Raw genomic sequence first — 11,856 nt, 5'->3', positions numbered from 1 at the left:
TTAGCGCATCAGACGCTGATGCACAGGTATTTGATTTCGAGGTAGTCCTCGATGCCGTACTTGGAACCTTCGCGGCCCAGGCCCGAGGCCTTGATACCGCCGAACGGCGCGACTTCGTTGGAGATCAGGCCGGTGTTGATACCGACCATGCCGTATTCCAGGGCCTCGGCGACGCGGAACACGCGGCTCATGTCGCGGGCATAGAAGTACGAGGCCAGGCCGAACTCGGTGTCGTTGGACATGGCGATGACTTCGGCCTCGTCCTTGAAGCGGAACAGCGGCGCCAGCGGGCCGAAGGTCTCTTCCTTGGCGACGGCGGCAGTCTTCGGTACGTCGACCAGGATGGTCGGCTCGAAGAAGTTACCTTCGATCAGCTTGCCACCGGACAGCACCTTGGCGCCCTTGGAGACGGCGTCCTCGATGTGCTCCTGGACCTTGGCGACCGCCTTGTTGTCGATCAGCGGGCCAGTGGTGGTGCCTTCTTCCAGGCCGTTACCGATCTTCAGCTTGCCAACGGCAGCCTTGAGCTTCTCGGCGAACGCGTCGTAGACGCCGTCCTGCACGTAGATGCGGTTGGCGCAGACGCAGGTCTGGCCGTTGTTGCGGTACTTGGAGATGATCGCGCCCTCGACCGCCTTGTCCAGGTCGGCGTCGTCGAACACGATGAACGGAGCGTTGCCGCCCAGCTCCAGGGATACTTTCTTGATGTCCTTGGCGCATTCTTCCATCAGCTGGCGACCGATTTCGGTCGAGCCGGTGAACGACAGCTTGCGTACCAGGGAGTTGCCAGTCAGCTCGCCGCCGACTTCACCGGCGCTACCGGTAACAACGCTCAGCACGCCAGCCGGGATGCCGGCGCGGGTGGCCAGCTCGACCAGGGCCAGGGCGGAGTAAGGGGTCTGCGAAGCAGGCTTGAGCACCATGGTGCAGCCAGCGGCCAGGGCCGGGCCGGCTTTACGGGTGATCATCGCCGCCGGGAAGTTCCACGGGGTGATGGCCGCGGTGACACCGATCGGCTGCTTGATGACGATCAGGCGCTTGTCTGGCTGGTGGCCCGGGATGGTGTCGCCGTAGACGCGCTTGGCTTCCTCGGCGAACCACTCGATGAACGAGGCGGCGTAGGCGATTTCGCCCTTGGCTTCGGCCAGCGGCTTGCCCTGTTCGGTGGTCATCAGGCGAGCCAGGTCGTCCTGGTTCTCGATCATCAGCTCGAACCAGCGGCGCAGCTTGTTCGAACGCTCCTTGGCGGTCAGGGCACGCCAGGCCGGCAGGGCCTTGTCGGCGGCTTCGATGGCGCGGCGGGTTTCCGCAGCCCCCATCTTCGGCACGGTGCCGATGACTTCGCCGGTGGCCGGGTTGGTCACCTTGATGGTCTGACCGCTGTCCGCATCCAGCCATTCACCGTTGATGAAGGCTTGCTGGCGGAACAACTGAGCGTCTTTGAGCTGCATGTCGGCTTCCCTTGACCGCGCCGCGCTGGCACGGAACGTCTTGTTGATTGTTGAAAGGCGCCCCTGGTGGGGCTGCCGTCAGGAATTCTGGCACCCAAACGAGCCAAGTGTTCAATATTGGGTATTGAGCGTTTGAAATCTCAAACGAATGCTAAGCGGGTGCTGGGTGTTTGGACAATAGGCTGTTCGAAAAAAAGAACGAATGGTCTTTGGAAACGGGGCTGGCCTCTTCGCGGGCAAAGCCGGTGCCCTCCACCTCGGCCTACATCAGATTTTCCCCATTGCGCGTAGTCCATTTCCCAAAGACACTTTTGCCGCACTCAAGCCATTGCGAGCGGCCTGTGACGGGATCTAGGCTCGCCCGGTCGTTGCCAAATCAACGATCGGGTTTAGCAGCCCATCATTCTCAGGCTCAAGCGCTCACCTTGTGGTGGCTGTGCGCGGGGCACCTTCGGGTGCGCCGGGTGCCTGACTTGCCGGTCTGCTAACCCGCGTACAGCTGCCTCCATTCGTTTAGCAGCGATGACAGGCAGCTTCACTGCCGTTCAGGAGCTGTAGCCATGAAAAAACTCGTTCCCGACCCACCCCGCCTCACACTCATCACCAACCCCGCCTTCTCCATCCACACCGACATGATCGCCCCCGATGCCCTGGTCCACGCCAGCGCACTGTTGCTCGGCGTTGCCGAAACCCTCGACGAACACTGCCGCGCCCGCGCCGGAGCGCCCGGCCTGAACATGCTGGCCAACGCTGCGCAAAACGCCGAAACCGCGCGGGCACTGGTTGAACATGCCTTGAACCAGATCTGAGGGAATATCCATGAACGATCAATCGAACCACTACACCACCGCCGGCATCGCCACATTCCTGGACATGTTCAGGGTGCAGCCCGGCGTGCCGCTGGAACGGGTGCTGGAGGAAGTCTCGGTCGTGCTCGGCTGCATCCGTGACCTGAGCGACCAGGAAGAAGCGCGCCCTGCCGCAATAACGGCGCTGCACTACCTCAGCGCCCTGGCCAAGGGGTTGATGAATGATCTGGAGATAGCGCGCAACAGCGTGCATTGAGCCATTCAGTACTGTGGTGACCTCTTCGCGGGCTTGCCCGCGAAAAGGTCACCACAGGTCCAAAACCCCGGGAAAAACAGCCACAGATCAAGGCGATGGACGCCATCGACGCAGATGGGTATCATTGCGCCGCGTTGCACTCGTAGCTCAGCTGGATAGAGTACTGCCCTCCGAAGGCAGGGGTCGTGGGTTCGAATCCCGCCGAGTGCGCCATCTCCGAAAGCCCTGGGAAATCTCCCGGGGCTTTTTCGTTTGTGCGCCAGGTCGCGCCTCGCCCCTCCCCCGACACCGCCCATTGGTGTTAGCGTGGGCATGTTTCCTACCAATGGACATCCCTTTTAAACCCTTCGCGAAGGAATGCGTTTACCCATGCCCTTGCCCAAGCTTTCTGCCGTCTCCCTGATGCTGGCCAGCCTTGCGCTGTTCGCCGTTCCCGCCCACGCCAACCTCAGCCCGCAACAGTCCGCCGCCATCCTCAAGGCCTACGACGGCACCGACCCGGCCGACTTCAAGCAATTCATCGACAAGCTGGCCAACAGCGAACTGGCCAAGGTCGACACGCTCGACGAAACCCTCAAGGCCTACCTCGCCGGCAAACCGCTCGCCGCCGAGCAGCAGAACGAGATCAACCGCCTGTTGGGCCTGTACACCCGCATCAAGTACGGCAAGGCTGCCACCCAGACGCTGCGCGAGCTGGTGGAAATCCCGACCTTCCAGGTCGAGGGCCTGCCACAACACGAGAACCCCGAGTTCCACAAGATTGCCGACAAGATCAAGGCGCTGGCAGAAGACTTCGGCCTTGAGTTCCGCAACATCGACAACCGCGTCTACGAGATCACCCTCGGCGAAGGCAAGGAAGTGATCGGCATCCATGCCCACGCCGACGTGGTGCCGGTCAATCCGGCCAACTGGAAACTCGAAGACGGCACGCGCCTCGACCCGTTCAAGGTCACCCTGGTGGGTGATCGCATGTACGGCCGCGGCACCGAGGACGACAAGAACGGCATCGTCGTCGCGCTCTACGCCCTGAAGGTCGCCAAGGACGAGAAGCTGCCACTGGCGCGTCAGTTCAAGCTGCTGGTGGACACCACCGAGGAAACCTCCGGCGACGCCATTCCCTACTACTTCGCCCGCAACGCCACGCCGGACTACAACCTGGCGCTGGACGGTGGCTACCCGGTGGTGATCGCCGAGAAGGGCTACGGCACCGTCATGGCCAGCTTCAGCAAGCGCGCGGGTGAAGGCAAGGGCGCCGAGGTGATCAACCTCACCGGCGGCCTGGCGACCAACCAGATCCCCACCACCTCGGTGGCGACGCTGATCGGCGACCATCCGGCCGACCTGGCCCGACGCCTGAAGCAGGCCGGCGAGCTGTACCGCAAGGCCAATGGCAAGGACTTCAAGATCGACGCCGTGGTCTCGGGCAAGCAGGTGATCCTGACCGTGACCGGCGTCTCCGCGCACTCCTCCTCGCCACAGTCGGGGGTCAACCCGGTGGCACGCATGCTCGACTTCCTCAACGGCCTGGGCGACCGCGTGCCGCTCAAGCACAACCACATCACCGATGCTGCCCGCTACGCCGCCGACAACTGGGGGCTGGACTACCTGGGCAGCAAACTGGGCGTCGGCTTCAAGGACGATTTCATGGGGCCGCTGACCGCCTCGCTGACCTACGTCGGCCTGGACCAGAAAGCCCTGAAGCTGGCGGTGAACCTGCGCATCCCGAAAGGCAAGCCGATCGACACGATCAAGGACGAATTGGCTGACAAGCTCGGTGATTGGGCGCGTACCAGCCACACCTCGGTGGCCTTCGAGTACACCCTGGACGAGCCGATGTACCGCAACCCCGAAGGCGAATGGGTCAAGGCGCTGCTGGATGTGGCCACCGAGAACCTCGGCCTGCCCCACGAGTTCGGCACCTCTGCTGGCGCCACCTCGGTGCACGACCTGCCCAACGGCGTGCAGTTCGGCCTGTCGATGCCCGGCGTGAAGTACACCGGCCACAACGACAACGAGTTCAAGACCGTGGAGCAGTTCATGCTGGACCTGCAGGTGATCAGCGAGATGGTCGCGCGCATCGGGCAGATGCCCAAGCTCTGAGCGAATCCCGGCGAGGGCCGTCCGCCGGCCCTCGTGCGCTTCGACCAATGACGTTTTTCAATCGCCTCGATGCCGTTTCCTGCATTGCCGTGCAGAGCGCGGTCCCGGATGCTTTATTTATTCCAGGACAGCGCTTTTTCCACCCCCGAGGCCCCCATGAAGAACGTCGAACAGATTCTCAAGACCAAATCCCAGCACCAGACCGTCTACACCATCGGGCCTGACGAGTCGGTGCTCGACGCGCTGAAGCTGCTGGCAGAAAAGAACATCGGTGCGCTGCCCGTGATCGAGAACGACCAGGTAGTAGGCATCGTCAGCGAGCGCGACTATGCGCGCAAGCTGGTGCTCAAGGGCCGCTCGTCGGCAGCCACGCCCGTGCGCGAGATCATGAGCTCGCCGGTGGTCACCGTGGAGCCCAAGCAGAACCTCGAGTACTGCATGAACCTGATGACCAACCGTCACCTGCGCCACCTGCCGGTGGTCGACCATGGCAAGCTGCTGGGCCTGCTGTCGATCGGCGACCTGGTCAAGGAAACCATTGCCGAACAGGCCAACCTGATTCTGCAACTGCAACAGTACATCCGCGGCGAATGAGCTGCCGGCTCAGTGGTAGGCGCGCTCCAGTTCGTCCAGCTGATGGTCGAAACTGCGCAGACGCGCCGACCAGGTGTACACCAGCACTTCCAGATCACGATTGAGCACTGCGGTATTGCCGCCGTCACGCCCCTGTGGGTCGCACAGGTCGAGCTGGTAGCGCTCGCGCGCCATGGCCGTGGCCACGCTCGACAGGTCGCGGGCATTGGCCAGCCAGTGGTGATGGTGATCGTGCACTTCTCGGTCCAGCTCGCGGCACTGGCGCTTGAGTGCGTCCAGGCACTGCTCCAGTGGCGTGCCCTTGAGCTCGCCCATGACTTCTTCGAAGGTACGCCCCGAATGCCAGTAGCTGCCCCAGAAATAGCGGTCGAACACTGTTTCGACCCGACGCAGGGCGACCTTGGTGTTCCAGATGGCCACCAGCGTTCGGCCCTGAGCCACTTCACGCTTGTTCAGGTGCAACTGCTGCCAGGCGATCCACGCCAGGCCGCAGAGCGCCACCGCCGCGGTGACCGCAGCGGCGGCATACAGGAACTGCACCGCCTGGTTCATCTGATGGGTGTGCCGGATACCGTAGAAGTAGCCAGCAGTCAGGGTGCCCAGGATCGTCACGGTGCACCAGAAGCCTGGTGCGTAGGGATCTTTCATCGCGCTATCCCCTTTTTGTTTTCCTGAGCATAGCAACGCTGAAATCAACCATCAGGTGCCACTCGGCGCTTTATTTGCGCGGGCGACGCAAGGCCTCGTTGAGCTGATCGAACGGCACGGCCCAATCGGCGTCCTCGATGATGCTCTCTTTCAGAAAGGCTCGCTGCGCGTCGCTCCAGAACGGCGCGTCCACCAGCTTGATTTCGTTCTTGAGCGGCGAGTGCGAGGCGATGAACTGGTCGATGCTCACGGCATCGTCCGCCAGGCCCAGTTGCTTGAACAGCTCGGCGAAGGGGTGAATCGGTGCGTCCATGTGTCCTCCTCGATTGCACAGGTTAGGGGTTGCCTGCGGTAGACCGCGCCCTGGCCGCAACGACTCGATCGACATGAGCGCCACAGGCCCTCGGCAAGTTTAGGCCCTCTGCGTACAGGCGCAGCTAGACTTGAACAAGAGGGCCCTGAGATGACCACGCTGATCGCTCGCTGCTGGCGCAGGTTCTGGCTGTTGCTGATCCTCGGCGTCGCCGGGGCGGGCCAGGCTGCGGCCGGTAATGACGTCTGGCTGCTGGACATCGACGACGCCATCGGCCCGGCCAGCGCCGACTACCTGCTGCGCGGGCTCGACCAGGCACAGGAGCAGCAGGTGCAACTGGTGGTGATCCGCATGGATACCCCGGGCGGGCTCGACATCGCCATGCGCCAGATCGTCAAGGCGATCCTCGCCAGCCCCGTACCGGTGGTCACCTATGTGGCCCCCGGCGGTGCACGGGCCGCCAGCGCCGGGACCTATATCCTCTACGCCAGCCATGTGGCGGCCATGGCCCCCGGCACCAACCTGGGGGCGGCGACGCCGGTACAGATCGGTGCTGGCGACAAGGGTACGCAAAAGCCTGGCGCCACCAACGCTGAGCAGGACCCCCTGGAGCGCAAGCAGGTCAACGATGCCGCGGCCTACATCCGGGGGCTTGCGCAACTGCGCGGGCGCAATGCCGACTGGGCGGAAAAGGCCGTGCGCGAGGCGGTCAGCCTGTCGGCCGAGGAAGCCTTGCGCCTGAACGTCATCGATCTGGTCGCCACAGACCTGCCGGGCCTGCTGCAACGCCTGGACGGCAAGACCCTGGTCGCCGCTGGCGAGGCCCGTGCGCTGCAGACCGCCAATGCCCGTGTGGTCGAGCACCTGCCGGACTGGCGCACCCGCCTGCTGGCCGTGATCACCAACCCCAGCGTAGCGCTGATCCTGATCATGCTTGGCGTGTACGGGCTGCTGTTCGAGTTCATGAACCCGGGTTCGGGCGTAGGCGGTGTGGTCGGCGGTATCTGCCTGCTGCTGGCGCTCTATGCCCTGCAGTTGCTGCCGGTGAGCTATGCCGGGGTAGCGCTGATCCTGCTCGGGGTGGCGTTCATGGTTGCGGAGGCGTTCCTGCCCAGCTTTGGCGTGGTCGGCTTCGGCGGCATCGTCGCCTTCGTGGTCGGCGCGGTGATCCTGATGGACACCGATGCGCCGGGCTTCGGCATTCCGCTGGCGCTGATCGTCGCCCTGGCCGCGGTGTCGGCGCTGCTGCTCGGCGGTGTGCTGGGCATGGCCGTCAAGGCTAGACGGCGCGCGCTGGTCAGCGGCGATGCCGGGCTGGTAGGCAGCCTGGTGACCGTAACCCAGGTAACGCTCGACAACCCGTTCTGCGGCTCGGTACAGGCCCAGGGCGAACAATGGCAAGCCCGCTGCACCACACCGCTGCAGCCCGGCCAGCACGTGCGGGTCATCGCCCGGCGCGGCGTGGTGCTGGAGGTCAGCGCCAGTGCGCCCTCGGCGCAAGGAGAGTAGAGATGTTCGTTCAATTCGGATTTGGCACCTTGCTGGTGCTGCTGGCGCTGCTGCTGATGTCGGCGCTGCGCATCCTGCGCGAGTACGAGCGCGGGGTGGTGTTCCAGCTCGGCCGCTTCTGGCAGGTGAAGGGGCCGGGGCTGATCATCCTGATCCCCGGCATCCAGCAGATGGTGCGGGTCGACCTGCGCACCGTGGTGCTGGATGTGCCACCGCAGGATGTGATCACCCGCGACAACGTCTCGGTCAAGGTCAATGCGGTGCTGTACTTCCGCGTGCTCGATCCGCAGAAGGCGATCATCCAGGTGGAAGACTTTTTAAGCGCCACCAGCCAACTGGCCCAGACCACACTGCGCGCGGTGCTGGGCAAGCACGAGCTGGACGAGCTGCTGGCCGAGCGCGAGCAGCTCAATCTCGATATCCGCCAGGTGCTCGACGCGCAGACCGACGCCTGGGGCATCAAGGTGGCCAATGTCGAGATCAAGCATGTCGACCTCAACGAGTCGATGGTCCGCGCCATCGCCCGCCAGGCCGAGGCCGAGCGCGAGCGGCGGGCGAAGGTGATCCATGCCGAGGGCGAATTGCAGGCGTCGGAAAAGTTGATGCAGGCCGCGCAGATGCTCAGCAAGGAGCCGGGGGCGATGCAGTTGCGCTACATGCAGACGCTGGGGTCGATTGCCGGGGACAAGAGCTCGACCATCGTGTTTCCGTTGCCGATGGATCTGCTCAGGGGCCTGGTGGACAAGGATCGATAGAGATCGCTGCGCAGCCACGCCCCTGTAGTTTCAGATCGGCGCCCGACGCAGGGTCGCGAGGAATGTCGCCGCACCGATGAACAGGCCGGCGAACGTGCGGTTCAGACGCTTCTGCTGTTTCGGCGTGCGCAACAGGCGCAGCACCCGCGAGGCCAGCCCGGTGTAACCCGCCATCACCAGCATGTCGACGCTGATCATGGTGGCGGTGATCGCCAGGTATTGCGCCAGCAATGGCTGGTGCGGGTCGATGAACTGCGGCAGCACCGCGAGCATGAACACCAGCGCCTTGGGGTTGCTGACGTTGACCAGAAAGCCTCGGAACACCAGGCTCAGTGGCTTGCCGATGGGCCGCACGGCGGACTCTTCGCTCATGTCCATCGGCAGCGCACGCCATTGCCGGTACGCCAGGTACACGAGGTAGGCGACACCGAACCACTTGATGATCTGGAAGGCGGTGGCCGACGCGGCGAGGATCGCGCCGACACCGGCGGCGATGATGGCGATCTGCACGATCAGGCCCAGTTGCAGGCCCAAGGCGTTCCAGTAGCCACGCCAGAAACCGTATTGCAGGCCGCTGGACATCGAGGCGATTGCCCCGGCCCCCGGCGACAGGCTGATGACCCAGCACGCGGCAAAGAAGGCCAACCAGGTTTCCATCGACATCACACACCTCGCTCGAACGAATGTTGCAAAACGTTAAGCTAAGGTTTTGGTGAAAAAATAACCAGCGGAATTTGTGGCGGGAGCCTGGTTTGTTTTGTGCCTGTACCGGCCCTATCGCGGGCAAGCCCGCTCCCACAGGGCTCAGCTGTATTCAGCGTCAGCGTGGTGTCTGTAGGAGCGGGCTTGCCCGCGATAGGGCCGGCAGAAGCTCAATCAGTCTCGGCCGATGTGCCGTTGCTGACGCCCGGCACCTCAGCCCCGCGCCAACGCCGCACCGACTTCTGGAAGAACTGGCTGTTGGGCACCTGCACCAGCGCCCCACCCGCCTCTGGCGTTTCCATCAGCGTGGTATACAGCAGGTTGATCGCGATCACCCGTCCCTTCACCCCCGGCTTGTCGAGGGTATCGACCAACTCGACCACGTCGCCAATGCGAAACGGCCCGACGGTGAAGATCAGCACGGCGCACAGCAAGTTCGACAGCACGCTCCAGATAGCGAAGAACGCCACCGCCGCCACCGCGACGAAGCCCGACAGGGCCGTCCACAGCACCGTGGCCGACACTCCCATGCGCTCCAGCACGAACAGCAGCGCACTGCCCATGATCAGCCAGCGCAGACCGCCGCGCACCGGCACCAGCAGCTCCGGCGGCAGCGGGTAGCGCTGGCCGAGGCGGCTCAGGGTGCGGGCGACAACGCGCTGCAGCACGAAGGCCAGCGCCAGGATCAGCAGGATCTGCAAACCCAGCCAGAACGCATCCATCCATTGCCCGGGCAACAGCGAGCGCAGCTCCTCCATCAGGACAGCGCCTCCAGCTCGGCCTGCATGCTTTCCAGCGTTTCCAGGGCCTCCATCCAGGCCTCTTCAAGCTCGCCTTCGCGCTGCTTGAGTTTGGTCTGGCGGGCCAGCAGGTCGCGCAGTTCATCCTTGCGGGCGGCGTCGTAGAGGCCACTGTCGCCCAGCGCGGTCTCGATCTCGGCCAGTTGCGCGTGCACCTGGCCCAGTTCGGTCTCCAGCTTGTCGGCGGCCTTCTTGTGCGGTGCCAGTTGCTGGCGCAGGGCGGCGGCGGCCTGGCGCTGGGCCTTCTTGTCGGTCTTGTCCGGATTGACCGGCGTGTTGCTGACCGGTGCGGTGCGCTGGCGGTAGTCGATCAGCCAGCGGCTGTAGTCGTCCAGGTCACCATCGAAGGTGTCGACCTTGCCATCGGCCACCAGCAGAAAGTCGTTGGTGGTGCTCTTGAGCAGGTGACGGTCGTGGGACACGACCACCACGGCACCAGCGAATTCCTGCAACGCCATGGTCAGGGCCAAGCGCATTTCGAGATCGAGGTGGTTGGTCGGCTCGTCGAGCAGCAGCAGGTTTGGCCGCTCCCAGGCGATCAGCGCCAGGGCCAGGCGGGCCTTCTCGCCACCGGAGAAGTTGACCACCGGCTCGTCGATGCGATCACCGCGGAAGTCGAAGCCGCCGAGGAAGTCGCGCAGGGTCTGCTCGCGCTCGGCCGGGGCCAGGCGCTGCAGGTGCAGCAGCGGGCTGGCCTTGTCGTCCAGCGAGTCGAGCTGATGCTGGGCGAAGTAGCCGACAGCGAGGTTCTCGCCGCGCGACAGGCGCCCGGACAGCGGTTCGAGTTCGCCGGCCAGGTTCTTGATCAGGGTGGACTTGCCGGCACCATTGGGGCCAAGCAGGCCGATGCGCGCACCGGGGGTGAGCTGCAGCTTGACCTTCTCGAGGATGGTCTTGTCGCCATAACCCAGGCGCCCTTCGGCGAGGTCGAGCAGCGGGCTTGAGATCTTTTGGGCTTCGCGGAAGACGAAGTCGAACGGCGAATCGACATGCGCCGCCGACAGCTCCTCCATGCGCTCGAGGGCCTTGATCCGGCTCTGCGCCTGGCGGGCCTTGGTGGCCTGGGCCTTGAAGCGGGCGATGTACTTTTCCATGTGCGCGCGCTGCGCCTGCTGCTTCTCGTAGGCCTGCTGCTGCTGCGCCAGACGTTCGGCGCGGGTGCGCTCGAAAGCGCTGTAGCCGCCCTTGTAGAGATTGAGCTTGCGCTGTTCGACATGCAGCACATGGTCGACCACGGCATCGAGGAAGTCGCGGTCGTGGGAGATCAGCAGCAGCGTGCCCGGATAGCCCTTGAGCCAGTCTTCGAGCCAGAGGATCGCGTCGAGGTCCAGGTGGTTGGTGGGCTCGTCGAGCAGCAGCAGGTCGGACGGGCACATCAGTGCCTGGGCCAGGTTCAGGCGCATCCGCCAGCCACCGGAGAAGTCGCCGACGCGGCGGTCCATCTGCTCGGCGGTGAAGCCCAGCCCTGCCAGCAACTTGCGGGCGCGGGCGTCAGCGGTGTAGCCGTCGGCACTGTCCAGCTCACTGTGCAGACGCGCCAGCGCCGTGCCGTCATGGGCCTGCTCGGCAGCGGCCAGGTCGGCCTGGACCTTGCGCAGGCGCAGGTCGCCGTCGAGGACATAGTCCACCGCCAGGCGATCGAGGGTGTCGACCTCCTGGCGCATGTGGGCGATGCGCCAATCGGCGGGAATCTGGCAATCGCCGGCGTCGGGCGACAACTCACCGCGCAGCAGGGCGAACAGGCTGGATTTGCCGGCACCGTTGGCGCCGATGAGGCCGGCCTTGTGACCGGTGTGCAGGGTCATCTCGGCGCCTTCTAGCAAGCGCTGAGGACCACGCTGTAAAGTGAGGTTGGATAGTCTGATCATGATGGTCGCGGAGTCTATCAGCTTCCGGGGGGCCCACACAGGCCACTCGAT

General features: G+C 64.3%; 12 protein-coding genes and 1 tRNA gene. 7 read left to right on the top strand and 6 right to left on the bottom strand.

All coding sequences use genetic code 11. The features are described 5' to 3' along the window. Window positions 1-8: 8 nt before the first annotated feature. Window positions 9-1,451, bottom strand: coding sequence for an NADP-dependent succinate-semialdehyde dehydrogenase (gabD, locus tag AC2CGW_RS11680; protein ID WP_054891643.1), 1,443 nt, complete (start codon window positions 1,449-1,451; stop codon window positions 9-11). A 560-nt stretch (window positions 1,452-2,011) separates the two neighbouring features. Between gabD and AC2CGW_RS11675 the strand changes: the two genes are divergently transcribed. From AC2CGW_RS11675 to AC2CGW_RS11655, 5 genes are all read left to right on the top strand, one after another. After that, the gene (locus AC2CGW_RS11675) at window positions 2,012-2,260 is read left to right on the top strand and encodes a hypothetical protein (protein ID WP_186667395.1); all 249 of its coding nucleotides are present in this window, start codon (window positions 2,012-2,014) and stop codon (window positions 2,258-2,260) included. A gap of 10 nt (window positions 2,261-2,270) precedes the next feature. After that, window positions 2,271-2,516 (top strand): DUF3077 domain-containing protein, encoded by a 246-nt coding sequence (locus AC2CGW_RS11670; protein ID WP_288375891.1) that lies wholly within the window; start codon window positions 2,271-2,273, stop codon window positions 2,514-2,516. 136 nt (window positions 2,517-2,652) lie between these two features. Then, window positions 2,653-2,729: transfer RNA gene (locus AC2CGW_RS11665), tRNA-Arg, on the top strand. Between the two features lie 156 nt (window positions 2,730-2,885). Continuing rightward, the gene (locus AC2CGW_RS11660; RefSeq protein WP_288375893.1) at window positions 2,886-4,616 is read left to right on the top strand and encodes a dipeptidase; all 1,731 of its coding nucleotides are present in this window, start codon (window positions 2,886-2,888) and stop codon (window positions 4,614-4,616) included. 156 nt (window positions 4,617-4,772) lie between these two features. Next, the gene (locus AC2CGW_RS11655) at window positions 4,773-5,210 is read left to right on the top strand and encodes a CBS domain-containing protein (RefSeq protein ID WP_186667392.1); all 438 of its coding nucleotides are present in this window, start codon (window positions 4,773-4,775) and stop codon (window positions 5,208-5,210) included. 9 nt (window positions 5,211-5,219) lie between these two features. Here AC2CGW_RS11655 and AC2CGW_RS11650 read toward each other — a convergent pair whose 3' ends face one another. Continuing rightward, window positions 5,220-5,858 carry an NADH:ubiquinone oxidoreductase subunit N gene (locus tag AC2CGW_RS11650; RefSeq protein WP_186667391.1) on the bottom strand — a complete coding sequence of 213 codons (639 nt, stop codon included), beginning with the start codon at window positions 5,856-5,858 and terminating at the stop codon, window positions 5,220-5,222. 70 nt (window positions 5,859-5,928) lie between these two features. Next, window positions 5,929-6,171 carry a DUF2789 domain-containing protein gene (locus AC2CGW_RS11645; protein WP_186667390.1) on the bottom strand — a complete coding sequence of 81 codons (243 nt, stop codon included), beginning with the start codon at window positions 6,169-6,171 and terminating at the stop codon, window positions 5,929-5,931. Between the two features lie 159 nt (window positions 6,172-6,330). Here AC2CGW_RS11645 and AC2CGW_RS11640 point away from each other — a divergent pair, with 159 nt between their 5' ends. Together AC2CGW_RS11640 and AC2CGW_RS11635 are read left to right on the top strand one after the other, a co-directional pair. Then, a complete protein-coding gene (locus AC2CGW_RS11640) occupies window positions 6,331-7,680 on the top strand; it encodes an NfeD family protein (protein WP_484574114.1) in 1,350 nt (449 codons plus the stop codon). A gap of 2 nt (window positions 7,681-7,682) precedes the next feature. Next, entirely contained in the window at window positions 7,683-8,435 is a 753-nt protein-coding gene (locus AC2CGW_RS11635; RefSeq protein ID WP_484574067.1) for a slipin family protein, read from the top strand. 30 nt (window positions 8,436-8,465) lie between these two features. Here AC2CGW_RS11635 and AC2CGW_RS11630 read toward each other — a convergent pair whose 3' ends face one another. From AC2CGW_RS11630 to AC2CGW_RS11620, 3 genes are all read right to left on the bottom strand, one after another. Next, window positions 8,466-9,098 (bottom strand): LysE family transporter, encoded by a 633-nt coding sequence (locus AC2CGW_RS11630; RefSeq protein ID WP_054891623.1) that lies wholly within the window; start codon window positions 9,096-9,098, stop codon window positions 8,466-8,468. A gap of 209 nt (window positions 9,099-9,307) precedes the next feature. Next, window positions 9,308-9,895, bottom strand: a complete 588-nt coding sequence (locus tag AC2CGW_RS11625) for a mechanosensitive ion channel domain-containing protein (protein ID WP_484574066.1) — start codon at window positions 9,893-9,895, stop codon at window positions 9,308-9,310. Continuing rightward, entirely contained in the window at window positions 9,895-11,805 is a 1,911-nt protein-coding gene (locus AC2CGW_RS11620; protein ID WP_484574065.1) for an ATP-binding cassette domain-containing protein, read from the bottom strand. The genes AC2CGW_RS11625 and AC2CGW_RS11620 overlap by 1 nt, the downstream gene beginning before the upstream one ends. Window positions 11,806-11,856: the final 51 nt, after the last annotated feature.

Source organism: Pseudomonas sp. SYWMCR5 (assembly GCF_057197165.1).
The sequence above is the reverse complement of the archived record's forward strand: the minus strand, read 5'-3'. Positions and strand labels throughout refer to the sequence as shown.